The following is an 18,508-nucleotide window of genomic DNA, read 5'->3' as shown; positions in this document are numbered from 1 at the left end:
GCGGTGACATTACTTATATCTGGACCGGCAGGAAGTGGGCCTATCTGGCTGTAGTATTGGATTTATGTACACGCCGTGTAGTGGGTTGGGCTATGTCTCATCAACCAGATGCCAACTTAGCCGTCAAAGCGTTAGACAGAGCCTATGAACAACGAGGTCGGCCATCGGGCGTGTTGTTCCATTCTGATCAGGGTTGTCAGTATGTCGCTACAAAGTTCAAGCAAAAATTATGGCGCTATCGTATGACTCAAAGCATGAGTCGCAGGGGGAATTGTTGGGACAACGCACCAATGGAAAGGCTATTTAGGAGCTTAAAAACAGAGTGGGTTCCGTCAACAGGCTATGATTCCTTCAAAGAAGCTGAAAGAGATATTAGTTACTATTTAATGAACTACTACAACTGGCAAAGGCCGCATAGTAACAACGAAATGCTTGCGCCAGCAGTTGCGGAAGAAAAACTTTATTTACTGTCCGGGATTAGTTGACCACAACAGATTTAGTACACCTCTCTTACAAGCTGTTTTTCAGTGGGTACTCTCAACCTAATATTGCTTACCCTATAGAGCAGTAAAGTCGCAAACAGAGTTTTTATCATTTTTTACTATAACTCACTATCTTGCTTTGGTAATTACTCCGTATAAGCAAATCATTTAGCGTCGCCAGCTATTTTAAAAAAATCAGGGCTTTTCAGGCTCGTTATAAAAAACATGGCTTCTCACACCAAGTAAATCCATAAATATAACTCCCCTACCTGGGGCATCGTAATTTTCGCTAGAAAAACTTGAGCCTTTCTAGCGAAGAAAAAAATACATCTTTATGATTTATTAAATTATCACTCTCTCAAACTTCCGCCGTTTAACACCATAAGGCCAGCTCCCTTTGATTTCTCAGCGCTAAAGCCTACGCATTAAAAAACTTACATTTTAACCTTCACTAATTTAAGAGAGATTTCATTACCCACAAAGAAACTCATTTTACAGGCAAAAATAAGCACTGACACTCCCCTGGAATATAAGTTACAAATTTAAAAGCCAAATCCGCTCCTTCTGCACAAATTGTGGCCTAAAATTGAAAGCTTATCGACACCAACCTTTCACTATACATTTTTTAATCATTATTTATGCAAGCAATATAACCAAACAACCTAGTTGTTACCCGCCTATAACAAATTGACATAAGCCATTGTTTTAAATGGTTATTACGCATCCTTTACAGGTTTTGCATTTGCCATAATTATCATCCATTCTATGTGGCGTCGGCTAGGGAAATCGTTGTTAAAGACAACGTCCACCTGGCTCATTAATTGAAAACTAAAAGGTATATAAATCATGAAAACGATGACTAATGACTACATACGCACCGTTTCAGGCGGTGAGCTTCCTCCTGAAATAGTACCAACTTTTCCGGAAGACTATAAATAAAAGGCATGGCCAGGGCATTACCCCTCATTACTTTAAAATAAAAAAGGAATATCAAAATGAAAACTTTTTCACCACAAGTTATAGAAGAACTCGAAGTTAAAGCCGTTAACGGTGGCGGCATTTTTGAGCCACCAATCTTTATTGGCATAGCTTAAAAGGAACGGAACACTATGAGCAAATCTAACCACTTTAGCCCTGTGACAATTGATAAATTACAACTTAAAGAAGCGGTAACCGGTGCTGGCATAGACCGCCCAGTATTTATTGGCTACCAAGACCCAATTGATGTTATTAAATTTTAATTAAGGAAAAGCAATGAAAAAAGCAAAGCAATTTACACCTAAAACAATTGAAGAACTACAACTAAAAGACGTTACCGGTGGCGGTATCGGTGACAGGTTCGCGGATGGCCGCCCTGTTTTCATCGGTTACCATGAGCCAATTGAAAATATTAAGTTTTAATTTAGGAAAATAATAATGAAAAAAGCAAAGCAATTTACACCTAAAACAATTGAAGAACTACAACTAAAAGACGTTACCGGTGGCGGCATCGATGGTTTTGGTGGTCCGGACAACCCATATTTTATCGGTCTAAAAATTGACTAGCCCGATGATAAGTTTCAATTTTAATTTAGGAAAAAAACAATGAAAAAAGCAAAGCAATTTACACCTAAAACAATCGAAGTTCTACAACTAAAAGGCGTTAACGGTGGCGGTATCGGTGGCACAGACAACCCATATTTCCTCGGTCAACTCCAACCGATTGACTTCGGTATCGGCGAACAAATTCACTAAAACTAAACCTAAATAAGGAATAAAAAATGAACAACCCTAAAACATTTACACCAAAAACGATTGAAGCACTTAATCTGAAAGAAATCGCAGGCGGCTATGGCACTTCACTTCCACCTGAGTTTATCGGTATCAACTAAGTAGATAGCGTTATAGATAGGTCGAAGTAGCAGTGGTATCGCTACTTCACCTCTTCTCACGTAACAATTTCGTATATGGCAATATAAAAGGACGGCATATGATGACTGATAACTTTATTAGTATGTTATCAACAAGCAGCTCAGTTGAAGGTCTCGAAAACGCATTCTTTGACTATGTGGAAAAACAGCAATTCAGAGCACAAATTGAGCACATGGTTGCGTGCAAAGATAGCACTTCTTTGGGTAAAATCGGCCGCAAAGGTATTACACTATATGAAGATGATACTTGGCTTATGCTGATTACTTTGGATGCTTTTGCAACTCAAGGTGGTGTTGCAAACACGTTTGCATCGGAGTCTTTATACTGTGTTATTTCAGATCATCATTACGTAGTGGGTGTTTATCCGGAGCTCAATGGTGTACTTACACTATCCGGTGAAAATAGCCTTACTAAGACTAAAAACCTGAAAATACTGGCAAAAGGTCACGCTTACGTATTTCACGGACAGCAAGAAAAAGTCGTCGTTGCCCTGCACAATAAATCAGTCTTGCGAGACGTATGCCCGCAATATGAAATTGCAACCGGTAATAAAATCGCCAGTTACTCTGGTACTCAAAATCTGGAAAGACACAAGGTCCTTATCGGATTCTTACCTCAATTTGGTGCAACGGGCGCCCCGTACCTGAGTACGCTCACAAAACACAAAATAAATGCCATTCGCTGGCAAGCTCTGGTGGAACTGTTCAAGGTGGATCACCAGCTGGCAAAAAGTATTTTAATTGAGTTCTTAGAGGACCCTTGCCAAATCATCAGAGCACAAGCGAAAGCAACACTGGATCAGTTAACAGAATTTGAAGAGGCGTGTTAATCCTATGGAATTTTACTCACCAAAAACCGTTGCTCCCAATTCCATTGCAGGATTGATGGCGTTCATTAAAAATAATGTAAAAAAAGGACAAAGACTGTGTGACACACCAGGCCTGGTAGACCAGCTGATGGGGCTGAGAGCGAATATTCCCGATGTGCTGGATAGCATCATGCAGTCACTACAGCACCCCGAGGCCAATTCATACGGTAAGAACTCATTTGTACTATATAGAGACGATACCTTGATGCTCCGTGCCGTTGTATGGGAGCCAAGAGCAGATAGTGATTACACTAAAGATGATGCAAACCTGTTCGCATACGGTTTATGTCATGACCATAATTTCGAGCTATTAACGCTGGGGCTGAGCGGCAGTGGCTACACAACGCACATGTACGAGTATCAGCATAAAGGCAGTGACTATGAAGAAGGCGAGGAAATTGATATTCATTTCAATGGCGACTTTGTATTAGAGAAAGGATGTGTGCTCTATATGGATAAATCTCAGGATTTACATTCACAAAGTCCGCCTAAAGAGCTGTCGATGTCATTGAACATCATTATGGACAGCGGTAAAAAAGAACAGCCAGTCTTTGTCGATACACAATCGAAGCGTGTTATCTCGTTTGGCAATGTGGTTGACGGCGACCGTTATATGCAGCAACTCCAGCAAGCACTGAGCTAGTACAGCTAATCAGACCTTCTCTGAACCCTGCTTAATGCTATGATGTTCAGCGAAGGTCACCTGACACTGTGTTCGCAGTGCAAAGCCTCAGTAATGGAAAAATGCCTTACTTTTTGGCTAACTCACTTTTCAAAAGACAGTGAGCTGCACAATGCTTCCATCTTTTTTTCTTCCATGTTTTCGTGCAAAAAGGGATCCAGACTGGCTAATTGACGCCTGGCAGCATCGCTTTGCGCGCCGATAACTCGCTCAATCCAGCTCTGATAAGACGAAACTCGGGTATATAGCTCAGTAACGCCATATTCACCGACATCGTAAAACCAGGAGTCGGTCCGTGAACTCACACCGAGTAATACTAAGCGCCCATCTTGTTTGATATAGGTAGGCCCCCCGCAATCACCATTACCAGACACGCCCTCCAACGCTTCTCCATTGCTCCCTTTTTCAAATTTAAAGACAATATCGGAGTCTGTTACCTTGACGATTCTATTTTGCGCTTTTCTTAACTTCCCTTTGTTGTCCTTATAGTTGACGGTTTCTCCCTGATCACCAGTACCGAAACCACCCGCCCCAATAAACCAAACTACCTGACCTTGTTCGTCCTGCATATTGTAAACTTCAGCGGGCTTCACACTCGTCACTGGCTTAGAAAGCCTGAGCAACGCAATGTCGTGTTGTTTGCCCAATCGATATTCGGGGTAACTAAAACGCTGTGATACTTTAACGAGTTCATTCCCTACTTTTATCGATTGTCCGGGGTTCATACAAAACACGGTGTGGGCTGCTGTCAGTACCCAGTCGGGCGCTATCAAAGTGCCATGGACACCAATGTTATACAGGGTTGCCAATGGCGGAAAGTCGGATAGCGAGGCATCATAGTGCTGCTGCGGGACATCGTGTCGAATAACGATGGCGTTGGCTAACGAGCTAAACAAACCGATTGTAAAGAGGATAGATTACAACTCATTCAGTTGGCAGTTGGCCAAAGCGCTGCTCAAGTTCTGTCGCGCTGCAATACCCTAATGTCAGTGGGTATGCTTCACCCTGTCCGTTGACATAAAACAACGCCGGAAAGCCGGAAACTCTTAAACGACGAGTTAAATCCAAATGCTGGTTGAGTTGGGCTTGGGTCTGAGCACTGCCCAGTACTTTCTGAAACCTGGGTTTATCCAGCCCGATAGATTCTGCGCACGCTATCAGTGTGTCATCCAAAGAAGGGTTTTGGGCAAGCTGATAGTAAGCTCGTTGAATGGCTTTTACCATGTCCACAGCACTGCTTTCCCGTATGCTTTGTGCTGCAATCACGGCGCGACAAGCCTGATAAGTCGCACGCACTGGGGTATTGAGCTGCCAAAAGTCATGATTAAACACCACCTGGGTTTTGCGCTCTATTTGCCGCCAGTAAGAAGCAATGGTGTCTCTGAGCGCCGGATCCATCGGCTCGGTTGTGTCAGGTGCCAGACCTCCCATAACCCAACTAATCTCGGCCCCGGGGCGGTTGGACAAAAACAACTCTAACTCTGGCTGAAAACCATAGCACCAGCCACACATAGGATCCATTACATATATAAACTGCATTACTTTCTCACTTGAGGTCACTTAACCATAGTCACTATACCTCTTTTGAGCAGTTTTCCAGCACAGTTGGCAGCAGATAAATTGTAAACCCATTGATTGGCTCGACTAACACACTAAAAAGCAGCCCATTCTCTTTGTTAGCAATGACAAGCAGGAAATACCCCCTCACAACAGCATACGTAATGATTGCAAAGTGCTGAAGCCTGCACAGCACATTGCAAAGCCACATGCATCTTAGCGAAAGAATGAACGTCTGTCTTACTGACATCAGGTTGGATCTTTAAACCACATAATCAACCTGCTGGACAAGGCCCGGTTTTCCGTTCTCATCAAGATAAAAACCCGATTTTCGAATTGCGCCCTGCAACTGCCCGTCCGCTCTGATGTTCATAGGTGTGTCTGCATTTTGCAAAGCAATGGCACCTATGTTGGCATCACTGAGTGACACGAGCTGATCCTGATCTTTGTTTTTAACCCAAACTTTAAGGCTGTCAAAGATGGCGTCATTTTCATCTATAAAGCCGTTACCGTCATCATCATACTGAGTCAGGTCGGCGAAACCATTACCACTGAGCGCGCCAAACAACTCTTTGCCGTCATCTATCCGATTGTTTTGATTGAGATCCAATGCCAAATAACCATAGCCTTTTTTGAGCTGAGCAAAATTATCGGTCTGGCCGTCGGCATCAATATCAAAATCCATACGCTCAGTGTCCAACTCAACAGCCCGGTTGGTAAAGCTAATGATCAGGGGATCTTTCATGTTGACGTTTTCTATGATGCGCTCATAGCTGGTGTGGGATTGTTCAAAAACAGACTTAAAGGCAAAGCTGATCTGCTGACCGTTTTCCAGACGGATCTGTCCGTCGGCTTTAAAGACATTGGACTGGCTCTCGTGCATTAGCCGTTCAACCAACACCTCGGTGGGCGGTGTTTCTTCTGCCTCAGACACTAGCTCAGACATTTCTGCGTGTGAAATATCTTTACCGACCATAGCGTCGTACCACTGCACTTCACTGCCGGAGAGTTTCTCTACCAGTAATTTCAGGATATACATTCTGGCACTGGTTTGCATATCCAGCTCAGTGGCGCTGCTATCTACCTCAGCAACTTCCCCTTGCAACGTCTGACCCCCATTGTCAGACAGTGCTGGGTTATCGCTTTGCGACGTCGACGCCGGTATAATTTCAGTCCGCTTTTCATAAACATGGGTTTGACCTTCATGTTTATTACTCATATTAACTTGTGCATTTTCAATTTTCATAGCTCCTCCGCTCCCATCCATGTGGTTTGTTATCGGCTGAACTGAACAAAAATCAAGCAAAAATTATCAACAAAGATACAGACAACGCCAACGGTTATCCCTGGCGTTTTAATACGGGTAATACTTCTGCGCTTTGCGTATCGAGCATCTGCAAAACGTGCTCATACCCATAGTCTGGCTGCCAGTTCAGCTGTTGCTGTGCGGCTGAAGAGTCATAGACCCTATCCAGAGAATCTGGCAGGGCCCAGCCACGTTGTTCGAATGCCAACACAAGTTGTGGACATTTTTCAGCAATCACCTTGCTAGCATGCAAAAACAGGCGCGTTTGATCGTCACGACAAAAAGGCGTTGCACCAGAAATAACAAAGCGCGTAAAGCCTGGCAGGCGCTTTTTGATAGCACACAGGTGTGCATTGGCAACATCCCGGGCGCCGATACCACGTGTCAGCCTGTAAACAGCCATCAGATCAGCAGGCTCAGGAAAACATCGGGACATCTGTAATACCGTTACCGGCAAACTGTGTTCTGTCGAGATAGTTTGTAATACTTGTTCTGCCAATATTTTACTGCGGTGATAAACCGATTTAGGCTGTGGCTGAGTATGCTCTGTGATCCAGCCAGCTCGCCCTGAAGGTGTAGAGGCATGACCGTACAAGGCAGTCGTGCTGGTAAACACAAAGTGCTTTATACCTGCTTTTACACCAGCCAATGCCAGTTGCTCCGTTGCATCGACATTGATGCTTTGAAACGCATCGTCATCAACAAGCCCGACATGTGGTGCATGTAACGCTGCCGTATGGACTATCGCCTCTACCCCTTCAAGCGCGCGGCTTAAAAGCTCGCTATCTCCAATATCACCAACAAAATCTGCAGTGGAACAAGGTGTTTTATCTAAACCAACCACCTGGTGCTCATGCATGAGTTTAATGTAGATGGCGCGTCCAACTCTGCCCGCAGAGCCCGTGACCAATACCTTCACTATCTTTACCTTATTGCTGTAGCGACTGCAGCCAGTCAACTACTTTGTCAGCGCAGACCTCAATCGGCAGGTCCTGTGTAATGCTCAAATCGCACTTGCACCGGGCCATACTGACCGTGTCTGCATAAATTTCTTTTAAATGATCCTGATATTTTATCAGATAGTCTTGAAGTGCATTGGGTGCATCCGACTGCCTGAGCACAAAATGCCTGTTGATCACACGCGATAAACACTGCGCCAATGGCAGATCAAGCAGCACCACATAATCTATCAATGACGCGATGCTGGCACGCGCTTTGCCAAATGGCTCTTCAACAAACAGATATACGGGCCTAGCTGCGATACATTTTTCAAGCGCTTCATTCATGGCTGGCGTTTTAATTTTTGATACATCCGCCCCGTCTGCGTGCCATTGTCGCAAATTCTGCGGATAGCTCCGAGCATCGACATAGTCATCAAACATTACGCTGGGACATCCGAAACGCGCAGCAAGCACATTTACCAGCGACGTTTTTCCACTTCCTGAAGCGCCGCTAATGGCAACAACAACAGTTTTACGCATGTCAATTTCTTTGTGGGATGAATGTATGACGATCCTATGCCAATACTCGCTCAATACCAATCAATTGTTTCACAAAGGAGAATAGCCCTTTGACAGGTATTCTCCATTTACTGCTACAGAAAGGCAGGCAACACCCGTTCTGCCATTAATTGCAGAGTGCTGTTTTCCCTTCGATTGGCAGTCACCACAACCACTAAGCCGAGTTCTTCGACCAAAATAATATACTGACCACCTCCCCCTTGGGCAGACACACTATAGAAACGTTTCTCTCCTGATTGAAGCTCAGCGTTCCACCAGTAATAACCATAGCCCTGTTTAGATACGTCTTTACCGCCCCCAAATATGTCTTCATCCCCAGTGTAAAGTTGTGGGCTGATTGCTTTTGCGATGTAACCTTGCGGGATCAACCGTTCACCCTGCCACATACCTTTGTTGCTGGCTAATGTGCCCCACTTGAGCATATCACGGGATGTCATGTTGACCCGCCAGCCAGCTTCAGGAAGGCCGTTATCAGCGGTTTGCCAACGATATTGCTTGATCCCCAGCTTATCAAGTAGCTCTTGCTTGATAAACGCTTGCGCGGTTCCGGGCACCACGGCATCAATCACATGCATGATCAGCATCGGGTCATCCTGATATTTAAATGTCTGCGTTTGTGCACTGATGGGAGCACTGCGCTCCAGCAACGCCTGAGCATGTTGCTGACCTTTTAGCTGTTCAGATATTTGTTGCAATCCTTTCTTTTGCTCGTCACTCAGTCGAATACCTGAGCGCATGGTCAGGGCCAGATTGAGTGTGATTTTATCACTGCCTGTTGTCAGCTTGCTGGTATCCAGACCCTTTAAAAAACTCACCAAAGGTTTGTCCAGATCTGCCATGCTCAGATAACCCAGCTGAATGGCCCTGCCAAGTGCCATGCTGGTATACACTTTGGTTGCGGATGCCTGATAATGTGGCAGGTTGATGCGGCCACGGGAATAATAGGACTCAAACACCAGCTTGCCTTTGTGGGCGATAAGTAAGCTGTCAAACTGCCCATGCAGGTTGTTTTCTATTTCTTGTGCCAATTTTATTAACAGCGCCCGATTACCACCATCAATACCGGCCACTCCGACAGCCAAGCCGTCGTTTTTTCGCTTTGGCGCTGCATCAATAAATGCGCTTTTAAGCTCTGTAACATCCCGGTACCCTCCCTCTAATTCGGCCTGCGTAGCCTCTATGGGCTGAGTACACTTTGCCAGTGTTAACTGGCTAAAACTGCCCATAAGTAGGGTTACCACTAAGCTCGTCACTATCTTTTGTTTGATCATGTTACCTCTCCTGTTTGTACAAGTGGTAACCTAGCGAAAGCAGCTCCTCACTACCTGACTTGCGGATGATTTATTAATGACTTTAAGGTAGTAAGGAAATATATTTATTAAATTCAGGAGTTTATAAAAACAAATGGTGCTTTGCGATAATAGTACAATGCTCTGCTGACTTTGCAGTTACTTCATCAGTGGCTGTAGCAATATCAAAACAGAAACTGGCAACCTAGGCGTTTTTCAATACATTGCCGCCCGGCTGATTATTGACTAGACTCCGAGTATCGCCACCAATTTTCCCCAATATGCTACGCGTTTTATTTATTATTCTGTTACTGTGTTCTACAGCTGTTTTGTCAATCAACGACAAACTGGTGCTTATCGCTGGCGATAACTGGTGCCCGGCGAATTGTGGCGAAACAGATAAACACAAGGGCTTTATGATTGATGTCGCCACCGAGGCACTGGCTATTTCTGGCTATGAGGTTCGCTACATAGAAATGCCCTGGCTCAGGGCCATACACCAGACCCGGGAAGGAAAAGTACACGCCATTGTGGGTGCCTTTAAAGATGATGCACCAGACTTTTACTTCCCAAAAGTCCCGATACTAAAATTGAGCCCAAATACCTTGTTTACCCTGTCGGACAGCACCTGGACCTATAAGAATCAACATTCACTGAATAAAATTCGCCTCGGGGCAGTACAAGGCTACGATTATGGCAACCTCCTGAATGCCTATCTTAAGTCCCACCGCAGCTCGCCCAATAACTACGTCACGCTGTTGTCGGGTGACAACGTGGTCTCTCGCAGCCTTAATTTGTTAATCAGCAAACGCATAGATGCATACGTGGATGCCGGACCCGTTGTCTGGTATCAGGCAAAGCAACTTGGGATCAGTGAAAAAATAAAGTCGGCCGGCTCTGTCAGTCCGCCAGAGCCTGCCTACATAGCCTTTTCCCCGCGCCTAAAAAACAGCGAAAAGCTGACACTGGCATTAGACTTAGGCGTGCTCAGGCTGCAATTGGACGGTCGCCTTGCTGAAATTGCCAACAAATACGGGCTTCAGGAAATACACTATAAGTAAAAGATCCCAAGGGCATGTAATACTAGGTGTATTAGCAAATAAAAAGCAGCGTAACGACGCTGCCTTTGCAATAAAAACGCCAAGCCCCAGGGGCTGACCGTCTAATCAGACATACAATTAAAATTGATACTTGACTGTAATAGACGTGGTACGACCGTTGATGGTACGCGCCCGAATAATACCCGAGTCAGGAACAATGCCTTCTTCTGCCTCTGTGATCCCTACCGCATTAAACAGATTGTTGACGTTGAGCGATAAAGACAAGTCATCGGTCATATCATAGCTGGCAAACGCATTCACCTGGGTGTAGCCATCAAATTTCAGCGCATTATTATCCTGTGCGTAGGCATCGGTTGAGCCAAGCAGGCTTAAGCCCACCGCGCCTTGTGCCATGTTGTAACGCGCCATCAAAGAGTAAATAAAGTCTGCCTGGCGCCTTGGCGTGTTGCCCACCACCTCAGGTGACAGAGCATCTTTGGCGATCTCGGCGTCCGTCCAGGTCAGGCTGCCTCTGAAATCAAAGGAGCCAACAAAGTACACCCCTTCAAGTTCAATGCCATGCGCTTCATATTCACGGTCAAAAAAGCGCTGGCTGGTGGCTTCAAAGTTTTGCTCTTCAGTTTGCGCATAAAAAGCGGTGGCAAACACACTACCGTTTTCAAGCCGTTGCTTCAAACCAAATTCAAGCTGAGTTACTTCGTCAATGGCGTCTTCCTTTGCCACACTGCCGTCTGCATTCACTTTGCCAAACAACAGACGATCGGCATTTGCTCTGGCCCCTTCACTGAAACGCCCAAACACCGCCCGCGTTGGACTCAACTGATAATTAGCACCGAGGGAGTAGCTGGTGTAATGCCAGTCGTAATCAACGAGTGACGGATTAGCCAAATCTATGCCCGCAACCTGCTCTTCAGGTTTTGAAATCTCGCCATCAGCATTCACATCCCGCTGCGATACCACAGCCCCCGCATAGGTGCCCGAGGCTTCACCTGAGTCATAACGCACACTGGCATCAACGGTTAAATCGCCCACCTGCGAGGAAACCGCCAGATAAGGCGCACGGGTTGAATAGTCTGTATTGTAATTACGCTGACAGCAATTGCCCCAGGCAGGTGTCCCGTATGCGTACAAGCCATTGTCAGAAAATGCGGTGCCATCGGCTGCAAAGACATCCAAAAGCGCTGCATTCTGCCCTTTTAACTCCAGCAAATAAGAGTTCCACAACCACGACATTTCAATGGCCTGCTCGGATGCAAAATAGCCAAAGGTTAAAGCGGTATCGCCCAGCTGTTTGGTCAGCTTAATGTCGTTAACCAGCGAGCCAAAGTCCTGCATCTCAACATCAAAAGTATGGATCCGCATCAGATTATCGTCGCTGAATTGACTGCCAGCACTGGCACCATTGGCATATTTTAATGTCGCGCCCTCACCGGCGATGCTCTCGGCGATAGACTGGGCACTGCCCACTTCAGCCGGAAAAGGCGCATTAAACGTGCCTTTTACCTTGGCTACTCTAAACCGGTTTTCAATTTTCCAGTCGTTGCTCAGCTCAAAGCTGGCCTCAACGCCAACGCTGTCTACCTGAGGATGCATGCCATCACGCATATCCCCTCGGCGCACTTCGTTGTTGGCACCCAGCCCCTGTGTTTGGGTAAACAAAACCGAATGCGGCGTATCTGACAAGGCATCAAATCCCGGCAGTGAGTCGCCATTGGCATACATGGGCATAGGTAAGTAGCCGGTTGAGCGGTCATCCAGATGCTTGAGGTAGACTCTGACATAGCCCGACTCAAATTCTTTGGTCAGATTGGCTTTAACCTGCCCGCCCTTGTTGCCGGTATAACCGGTATCACGAGGCCCTTCGCCTTGGCGCACAAATCCGCCTATATGCAATCGTACGGTGTCGGACAGATAGGTGCCAAATTCAAAGTCGGTTCTGAATTCGTCATAATCAAGACCCAGAGTCGTTGCAATGCTGCCCGATTCGCTTTCACCCGTTTTAGAAATAAAGTTGATGATCCCACCCGGCGCGTTACTGGCGGCAGTCGAAGCCGAGCCGCCACGGATGGACTCGATTGATTGCACTGTGTTATCCAGGCGCATAAAAATATCAGCATTGCCGAATGCAATATCGCCAAACTGTAGTACGGGCAAGCCATCTTCTTGCAGTTGCAGGAACTTCGCCCCACCGGCCGCAACCGGCAGTCCGCGTACGGCAATGTTTGCATTGCCCTCTCCCCCGGTTGACTCTGATCTCACCCCAGGTAACAAGCGGAAAGCTTCGGCTGTGGTTCTGGGTGTTGCGACGCTTATCTGCTGAGCAGAAATGCTACTGACAGACACGCTGGATGCCATCACGGTGCGCCTTTGTGGCACGCCTGTCACAATGATTTTTTCCAGCTCATTCTGAGCCTGTGCCTGTGCATTTGCTTGGTCCTGGCTCTGTTGTGCCCACACTGTGGGGCTAAGCGCCAGAGTCAGTGCACTGAGTGCAAACCAACCGGGAGTGTATGTTGTCATAATGTGCCTCGTTGTTGTCAATTATATATTGCTGGCACCACACTAGGTGGATTTAGATACTTAATCGATTAAGTAAATTAGCAAATATTTGTCGCTTTGCAATCAAAAAATTACACACGACGGGTTTCTAGTTAGATAACTCTATGATTTAGTTTTAAAAGTATTTGAGCTAGTGTGCGTTTGCCAGCCTCAGCTGGGCTGGGTTTTTCCAGTAGTTGTACGCCATCGCTAGCATCAGCAAAGCCGCAAACCCCATTGCCAGTGCAAACCCGTAGCGAATATGACCAAAATAATCACTGACCATCCCCATCAGCAAAGGCGCCAGGGCTGCAGACAGTGCGGTAAAGAACAAGATCACGCCAGCGACCGAGCCATGCTGATGCTTATCGAAGCATGAGATCCCCTTCGAATTAAGTGTAGGGTATATCATCGACATAAAGAGCCCACTGAGTGGCAACGCAATGACGGCAGCATCAACACCAAACACAAAGGTCAGCAGGTAACAAAGAAAAATGGCCAAGCTCAGCGCAAGCATCACACTCTGCCAACTGAACAAGTTAAGCAGCCAGACAGCCATAAAGCGCCCCACCGCCCGCAAAATAAAAAAGATCGTCAGTGCATAGGTTGCCAGCAGGCCCCAGCTTCCCTCGTAGGTTTTGAGTAAAGTCGGCATCCAGACATAAATGGCCACTTCTGTTGCGACATACAGCGCAATGGCGGCCGAAAAACCCAGTGCATGTTTGTCCTTGAGCATCAGCAGGGTCTGCCTGAATCCACTGCCCTGGCTAACCTGCTTAGCGGGCCGCTCGGGAAACTTCACAGCAAACGTGATTAAACACAAAACGCTGCATAAGCCCCCTGCCAGAATATAGAGGTAAACCCAGCTGACACCCGACGCTAACATATAGCTCACCGCCGCGGGACCCACGATGGCACCCACAGCAAAGAAGCCTTCGACCATGTTCATGGTCCGGGTGTGCGCCTGACTGGTTGGCGTCAAATCGCCTAACAAAGCCAGTGCAGCGGTTTTAAACAGGCCGATCGCCAGGCCAATCACACTCAGTAAGCACACAAAAGTGATAAAGGTTTCACCCATTACAAAGCCAAAGCAGGCACCGGCAAAGAGCACAAAACCAAGAATGATGGTCGGCTTGTGGCCTATTTTATCCGCCAAAAAGCCCAGCAACAGACCACTGGCGGCAATCCAAATCATTGGCGCGTAATGAAACGCGCTCGCCTGCGTCATGGTTAACTGATAATCCCGGATCAGCTCGGGAATGATCACGCCCACGGCGTCCGATGTCATGGCAAACATAAAAAACATCATATATGTCAGCCAGCGCAATGCGCCTAAGTTGCTGCTTGTCATAGTTATTACCTCTTAGGTATTGCGGCAAAGCCCGGTTAAGTTTAAAACTCAATCGCACCCTTGTGCCAATTTTCCTGTAAATAGTGCTTGAATATCTTGTCGTGCTGATTAAAGATATAACTTAATCGATTAAGTTTCAACAATGAGAATTGAACTGAACCATGAAAAACCAAGTGCAACTGATAACCTACGCCGATCGCCTAAGCGGTGCAGGCCTGACGGAACTCACTCAGCTGTTGGACGGTCCGTTAGCGGGATTGTTTGGCGGTGTCCATATCCTGCCGTTTTACTATCCGATTGACGGTAGCGATGCCGGATTCGATCCGATAGATCACAGTGAGGTTGATAAACGACTGGGCAACTGGGAAAGTGTGAAAACACTTGGGGAGCGCTTTGAGATAATGGCCGATTTAATCGTCAATCACGCTTCGGCTCAGTCGCCAGAGTTTCAGGATGTGCTCAAACACGGCGAACAGTCGCCCTACTGGCCTTTATTTTTAAAGGAGCAGGATATTTTTCCCGGTGGGATCAGTGACGAACAAGCACAAGCGATATTCAGACCCAGGCCAACCAGCTGTTTTACGCCTAAAAAGCTGCAAAGTGGTGAAACGGTCAACTTCTGGACCACGTTTACTGATAACCAGGTTGATATCAATGTTGAAACGCCCCAGGGCAAAGCGTATCTGGACAAAATTCTCACCTTGTTTGCCAAAAACAATGTCAAGATTATTCGCCTGGATGCGGCTGGCTATGCCATAAAACGCGCCGGAACAAGCTGCTTTATGACCCCGGAATCATTCGACTTTATTAATAAGTTGTCGCGGCAGGCCAATGCGCTCGGTATGGAGACCATTGCCGAGATCCATAGCCATTATCAGACTCAAATTGACGTAGCATCGAAAGTAGACCGCGTATACGACTTTGCTTTGCCACCGTTAATCTTACACGCTCTGTTTAGCAATAATGCCGATCCCCTGCTTTGCTGGTTACAGCAATCGCCGCGTAATTGCCTGACGGTACTCGATACCCATGACGGTATCGGTATTGTCGATGCGGGTCCGGACGGTGATAAGCCCGGTCTGCTTAATGCACAGCAAATCGATACTCTGGTGGAAACTATTCATGCCAATAGCCGAGGTGAGAGCAAGCAGGCGACCGGTGCCGCTGCCAGCAACGTTGATTTATACCAGGTTAATTGCACCTACTATGATGCACTGGGTCGCAATGATCTCGATTACCTGATAGCGCGTGCAATCCAGTTCTTTTCGCCTGGCGTCCCGCAAGTTTATTACGGTGGCCTGCTGGCACTGCACAATGATATCGCGCTGCTTGAAAACACTAACGTAGGTCGGGATATCAATCGCAGTTACCTCAATGAACAACAAGTTGAAGACGCGTTATTCAAACCCGTAGTAAAGTGCCTGTGTAAACTGATTGAGCTCAGGAATCACAGCAGTGCATTCGATGGAGAGTTTATTTTGTCAGGGTCTGAAGAAGCGTTCTCTTTGCAGTGGCGCAATCAGGACGCCCGTGCTCAACTGCAAGTTAATCTGACGACACGCGAAGCGCACATCACACTGCAGGAGCCGGGGTGCATCAAATACCTCAGCCTGAGTGATTTACTTCACAACCTGAAAAACTAAGGTAATGGCAGTCAGATTGACTGCCCTACTCTCAGTTCAAAAGGCAGGCGTATTTGCTGCTTCTCTTTACGAATAAACAAACTTGCCGCCTGTTCGCCCTTGTTTTCGCTGTTTTGATGTATGGTGGTAATGGCAGGTTGAAACAGCTCTGCTTCATCTATGCCATCAAAGCCCACGATCTTGAGCTCCTGTGGGATCTGGATCCCCTGAGCAAGTGCTTCACGGGCGGCAGCCAGCGCAATTAAATCACTCATACAAAACAACACATTAGGCCTTGGCCGAATGGCTAGCACTTCTTTGGCGGCGATCCGCGCAAAGCGCTCGCTGCTTTCCGGAATATTCCAGATCCGGTCTTCAGGAAGTGTTACCTGACATGCCTCGAGCGCCTGTCGATATCCCGCCAGGCGTTGGTGTGCGATAGAGGTGCTGAGCTGAGGCAAATGATGGTCATAGACCCGGCAGATAAGCTCAGTATCGAGCAGCCTCAGCCCCAGGATTGCCGCATCGGCCTGCTCAGACGGCGCATCGAACTGCATTAATGCCGCTTTGGCCACTTCCCGGGCTGCATCTTGGTTGTCGATATTAACACTGGCCTGATCTTGTAACTCAAAGTCGACGGTCACCACTTGCTTGGTTACCGTTGCCAGCTGTTCAATTAATTTAGGGTTACGGGGACGACCATAACAAATAAAGCCATCGACAAAATCCACTATATTATTAACGCTGTCGGTATTGCCTGAAAACAACAACAAATTGATCCCCTGCGGTTCAAGCACTTTTGCAACGCCGCGCATAAAGCTACTGGCCACGGGATCAGACACCATATATTCAACGCTATCGGGTAAAACCAGGGCAACTATGTTAAATGTGCCCTTTCTTAACGAGCGCGCCGCTTTATTTGGACCAAAATAACCCAACGCCTTGCAGGCCGCCAGGATCTCCTCACGCTTTTTGCTTGAGAGCTGATCGGGGCGGTTAAAGGCATTGGATACCGTAGCATTCGACACGCCAAGGTGGGCAGCAATGCTTTTAAGAGTCCATTTTTTTTCTGTCATGGTTCGCTATACAATCTGATTAATAGGGTTACGCACCCGGATGGTCCGCATCGCAGGCTGCACTCATTTGCACGGTGGACGCTTTGATCCTTTGGCCACTGAGCAATCTCATCAGCCCTGCGACAAGCATGACTAAAGACATAAGTGCGAAAGGCATTACCAGCACATTAAAATGATACACCTTAATACAGTGAAAACAGCTCAATTGCGCACGGTCGAGTGCAAAAACCACTACTGCACACAAGACCCCGAGCACTATGAGCAGCTTAGTGAGTTTCATCGTGCCTCCTGGTACCACTTTACCTGCCATGCTTAGGCAATCTCTCCCGTATACCTGTACTCAGCGCATCTATGCATACCTGGACTGCCATTGGGGTATGTTTGGAAAAGGGAGTAAGTAAATACACTGAATTTTCGGGTAAACTGGCGTGTGGCATGAGCCTTATTACATCCGACAAATCATTATTCAAATAAAAATCCGGCACTAAGCCTATTCCTGCTCCAGCCCGAATGAGAGAAACGGTACTATGAAAAGCATTTGTGATGCAACTAACCTGAGGAGTTAGTTGTATTTTTTCACCGCTTTGGCTCATAAACTGGTGCGTTACCCGTGCCCCTTCCCAGGCATTTGCAATGTAAGGGACCTGTGTCAGCTCCTCGTGTAAAAAACGTGGGTGTCCGCATAATACGTCGCAAAACGTGCCCAGCCGTTGTTGCCTGAGCGTGCTGTCTTTCGAGGCACCAATGCGAATAGCAATATCGATGTTATGGGCCATCAAGTCCAGATGCTTGTCATCACAGGTCAGTTTAACAACCACCTTAGGGTAGCACTGCATTAACTCTGAAATGGCTGGTGCCAGCAAGGTATCAACCAGCGCATGCGGCGCGGTAATATGAACCTGGCCTTCTGGCTCCCCCTGCTGTGCTTGCACATCATCCCAGGCATCGGTTGCAATCTGGTTGAGTGCTTTACACGCCTCGTAAAAGCGCTTTCCAGGCTCAGTCAGAGACTGTCGACGGGTTGTTCGTTTAACCAGGACCACACCGAGTTCTTGCTCCAGCGTTTTTAAATGCTGACTGACCACAGACTTTGACACACCCAGCCTGTCTGCTGCCGCAGAGAGTGAACCTGCTTCAACGACATGGGCAAACAGCGACATCTTACCAAGTTGGTGCATTTTTATTGTAAGATTTAATTAAACAGTGTTTTTTATTATCTCTGTTTTTCACATCAATTAATACCAT

At 46.8% G+C, this 18,508-nt stretch carries 20 protein-coding genes; 9 read left to right on the top strand and 11 right to left on the bottom strand.

Annotated features, from left to right (window positions below; translation table 11 throughout):
- The 7 genes from L1285_RS13080 to L1285_RS13060 all read left to right on the top strand — a co-directional run.
- On the top strand, nucleotides 1-485 hold a 485-nt coding region (locus L1285_RS13080; protein WP_235412688.1), incomplete at its 5' end, for an IS3 family transposase.
- A gap of 1,106 nt (nucleotides 486-1,591) precedes the next feature.
- Nucleotides 1,592-1,723: a hypothetical protein gene (locus L1285_RS23620; protein ID WP_268836051.1), complete on the top strand. Its 132-nt coding sequence runs from the start codon at nucleotides 1,592-1,594 to the stop codon at nucleotides 1,721-1,723.
- A gap of 13 nt (nucleotides 1,724-1,736) precedes the next feature.
- A complete protein-coding gene (locus L1285_RS13075; RefSeq protein ID WP_235412687.1) occupies nucleotides 1,737-1,883 on the top strand; it encodes a hypothetical protein in 147 nt (48 codons plus the stop codon).
- A 15-nt stretch (nucleotides 1,884-1,898) separates the two neighbouring features.
- Nucleotides 1,899-2,027: a hypothetical protein gene (locus L1285_RS23615; RefSeq protein ID WP_268836050.1), complete on the top strand. Its 129-nt coding sequence runs from the start codon at nucleotides 1,899-1,901 to the stop codon at nucleotides 2,025-2,027.
- 39 nt (nucleotides 2,028-2,066) lie between these two features.
- Nucleotides 2,067-2,216, top strand: a complete 150-nt coding sequence (locus L1285_RS13070) for a hypothetical protein (protein WP_235412686.1) — start codon at nucleotides 2,067-2,069, stop codon at nucleotides 2,214-2,216.
- Nucleotides 2,217-2,451: 235 nt separating this feature from the next.
- The gene (locus L1285_RS13065; RefSeq protein ID WP_235412685.1) at nucleotides 2,452-3,222 is read left to right on the top strand and encodes a hypothetical protein; all 771 of its coding nucleotides are present in this window, start codon (nucleotides 2,452-2,454) and stop codon (nucleotides 3,220-3,222) included.
- Between the two features lie 4 nt (nucleotides 3,223-3,226).
- Nucleotides 3,227-3,904 (top strand): hypothetical protein, encoded by a 678-nt coding sequence (locus L1285_RS13060; protein WP_235412684.1) that lies wholly within the window; start codon nucleotides 3,227-3,229, stop codon nucleotides 3,902-3,904.
- A 122-nt stretch (nucleotides 3,905-4,026) separates the two neighbouring features.
- Here L1285_RS13060 and L1285_RS13055 read toward each other — a convergent pair whose 3' ends face one another.
- From L1285_RS13055 to L1285_RS13030, 6 genes are all read right to left on the bottom strand, one after another.
- Nucleotides 4,027-4,839, bottom strand: coding sequence for a S1 family peptidase (locus L1285_RS13055; protein ID WP_235412683.1), 813 nt, complete (start codon nucleotides 4,837-4,839; stop codon nucleotides 4,027-4,029).
- Nucleotides 4,840-4,867: 28 nt separating this feature from the next.
- A complete protein-coding gene (locus L1285_RS13050; protein WP_235412682.1) occupies nucleotides 4,868-5,482 on the bottom strand; it encodes a DsbA family protein in 615 nt (204 codons plus the stop codon).
- Between the two features lie 280 nt (nucleotides 5,483-5,762).
- The gene (locus tag L1285_RS13045; RefSeq protein ID WP_235412681.1) at nucleotides 5,763-6,746 is read right to left on the bottom strand and encodes a hypothetical protein; all 984 of its coding nucleotides are present in this window, start codon (nucleotides 6,744-6,746) and stop codon (nucleotides 5,763-5,765) included.
- A gap of 94 nt (nucleotides 6,747-6,840) precedes the next feature.
- Nucleotides 6,841-7,725: an NAD-dependent epimerase/dehydratase family protein gene (locus L1285_RS13040; RefSeq protein ID WP_235412680.1), complete on the bottom strand. Its 885-nt coding sequence runs from the start codon at nucleotides 7,723-7,725 to the stop codon at nucleotides 6,841-6,843.
- Nucleotides 7,726-7,735: 10 nt separating this feature from the next.
- A complete protein-coding gene (locus L1285_RS13035; protein WP_235412679.1) occupies nucleotides 7,736-8,287 on the bottom strand; it encodes a hypothetical protein in 552 nt (183 codons plus the stop codon).
- A gap of 113 nt (nucleotides 8,288-8,400) precedes the next feature.
- Nucleotides 8,401-9,597 carry a serine hydrolase domain-containing protein gene (locus L1285_RS13030; protein ID WP_235412678.1) on the bottom strand — a complete coding sequence of 399 codons (1,197 nt, stop codon included), beginning with the start codon at nucleotides 9,595-9,597 and terminating at the stop codon, nucleotides 8,401-8,403.
- A gap of 347 nt (nucleotides 9,598-9,944) precedes the next feature.
- On the opposite strand from L1285_RS13030, the gene L1285_RS13025 reads away from it, so the two are divergent.
- On the top strand, nucleotides 9,945-10,676 hold the full coding sequence (locus L1285_RS13025) for a substrate-binding periplasmic protein (protein ID WP_235412677.1): 732 nt from the start codon (nucleotides 9,945-9,947) through the stop codon (nucleotides 10,674-10,676).
- 117 nt (nucleotides 10,677-10,793) lie between these two features.
- Here L1285_RS13025 and L1285_RS13020 read toward each other — a convergent pair whose 3' ends face one another.
- The gene (locus tag L1285_RS13020) at nucleotides 10,794-13,196 is read right to left on the bottom strand and encodes a TonB-dependent siderophore receptor (RefSeq protein ID WP_235412676.1); all 2,403 of its coding nucleotides are present in this window, start codon (nucleotides 13,194-13,196) and stop codon (nucleotides 10,794-10,796) included.
- Between the two features lie 169 nt (nucleotides 13,197-13,365).
- Nucleotides 13,366-14,565, bottom strand: coding sequence for an MFS transporter (locus L1285_RS13015; RefSeq protein WP_235412675.1), 1,200 nt, complete (start codon nucleotides 14,563-14,565; stop codon nucleotides 13,366-13,368).
- Nucleotides 14,566-14,726: 161 nt separating this feature from the next.
- Between L1285_RS13015 and gtfA the strand changes: the two genes are divergently transcribed.
- Nucleotides 14,727-16,208, top strand: a complete 1,482-nt coding sequence (gtfA, locus tag L1285_RS13010) for a sucrose phosphorylase (RefSeq protein ID WP_235412674.1) — start codon at nucleotides 14,727-14,729, stop codon at nucleotides 16,206-16,208.
- Between the two features lie 11 nt (nucleotides 16,209-16,219).
- Here gtfA and L1285_RS13005 read toward each other — a convergent pair whose 3' ends face one another.
- The 3 genes from L1285_RS13005 to L1285_RS12995 are packed head-to-tail and all read right to left on the bottom strand — an operon-like array spanning nucleotide 16,220 to nucleotide 18,441.
- The gene (locus L1285_RS13005) at nucleotides 16,220-17,263 is read right to left on the bottom strand and encodes a LacI family DNA-binding transcriptional regulator (protein ID WP_235412673.1); all 1,044 of its coding nucleotides are present in this window, start codon (nucleotides 17,261-17,263) and stop codon (nucleotides 16,220-16,222) included.
- Nucleotides 17,264-17,291: 28 nt separating this feature from the next.
- Entirely contained in the window at nucleotides 17,292-17,543 is a 252-nt protein-coding gene (locus tag L1285_RS13000; protein ID WP_235412672.1) for a hypothetical protein, read from the bottom strand.
- Between the two features lie 19 nt (nucleotides 17,544-17,562).
- Nucleotides 17,563-18,441 (bottom strand): LysR family transcriptional regulator, encoded by an 879-nt coding sequence (locus tag L1285_RS12995; RefSeq protein WP_235412671.1) that lies wholly within the window; start codon nucleotides 18,439-18,441, stop codon nucleotides 17,563-17,565.
- Nucleotides 18,442-18,508: the final 67 nt, after the last annotated feature.

Origin of the sequence: Pseudoalteromonas sp. DL2-H2.2 (assembly GCF_021532535.1) — a bacterium.
GTDB classification, from domain to species: domain Bacteria; phylum Pseudomonadota; class Gammaproteobacteria; order Enterobacterales; family Alteromonadaceae; genus Pseudoalteromonas; species Pseudoalteromonas rubra_A.
This window is presented reverse-complemented; position numbering and strand designations above follow the sequence as displayed.

Bases quoted from the DNA above. Each gene is read 5' to 3' on its own strand.
- L1285_RS13065 (WP_235412685.1), top strand. From the start codon at position 2,452: ATGATGACTGATAACTTTATTAGTATGTTATCAACAAGCAGCTCAGTT.
- L1285_RS13050 (WP_235412682.1), bottom strand. From the start codon at position 5,482: ATGCAGTTTATATATGTAATGGATCCTATGTGTGGCTGGTGCTATGGT.
- L1285_RS12995 (WP_235412671.1), bottom strand. From the start codon at position 18,441: ATGCACCAACTTGGTAAGATGTCGCTGTTTGCCCATGTCGTTGAAGCA.
- gtfA (WP_235412674.1), top strand. From the start codon at position 14,727: ATGAAAAACCAAGTGCAACTGATAACCTACGCCGATCGCCTAAGCGGT.
- L1285_RS13045 (WP_235412681.1), bottom strand. From the start codon at position 6,746: ATGAAAATTGAAAATGCACAAGTTAATATGAGTAATAAACATGAAGGT.
- L1285_RS13000 (WP_235412672.1), bottom strand. From the start codon at position 17,543: ATGAAACTCACTAAGCTGCTCATAGTGCTCGGGGTCTTGTGTGCAGTA.
- L1285_RS13060 (WP_235412684.1), top strand. From the start codon at position 3,227: ATGGAATTTTACTCACCAAAAACCGTTGCTCCCAATTCCATTGCAGGA.
- L1285_RS13075 (WP_235412687.1), top strand. From the start codon at position 1,737: ATGAAAAAAGCAAAGCAATTTACACCTAAAACAATTGAAGAACTACAA.
- L1285_RS13005 (WP_235412673.1), bottom strand. From the start codon at position 17,263: ATGACAGAAAAAAAATGGACTCTTAAAAGCATTGCTGCCCACCTTGGC.
- L1285_RS13030 (WP_235412678.1), bottom strand. From the start codon at position 9,597: ATGATCAAACAAAAGATAGTGACGAGCTTAGTGGTAACCCTACTTATG.
- L1285_RS13070 (WP_235412686.1), top strand. From the start codon at position 2,067: ATGAAAAAAGCAAAGCAATTTACACCTAAAACAATCGAAGTTCTACAA.
- L1285_RS13035 (WP_235412679.1), bottom strand. From the start codon at position 8,287: ATGCGTAAAACTGTTGTTGTTGCCATTAGCGGCGCTTCAGGAAGTGGA.
- L1285_RS23620 (WP_268836051.1), top strand. From the start codon at position 1,592: ATGAGCAAATCTAACCACTTTAGCCCTGTGACAATTGATAAATTACAA.
- L1285_RS13020 (WP_235412676.1), bottom strand. From the start codon at position 13,196: ATGACAACATACACTCCCGGTTGGTTTGCACTCAGTGCACTGACTCTG.
- L1285_RS23615 (WP_268836050.1), top strand. From the start codon at position 1,899: ATGAAAAAAGCAAAGCAATTTACACCTAAAACAATTGAAGAACTACAA.
- L1285_RS13015 (WP_235412675.1), bottom strand. From the start codon at position 14,565: ATGACAAGCAGCAACTTAGGCGCATTGCGCTGGCTGACATATATGATG.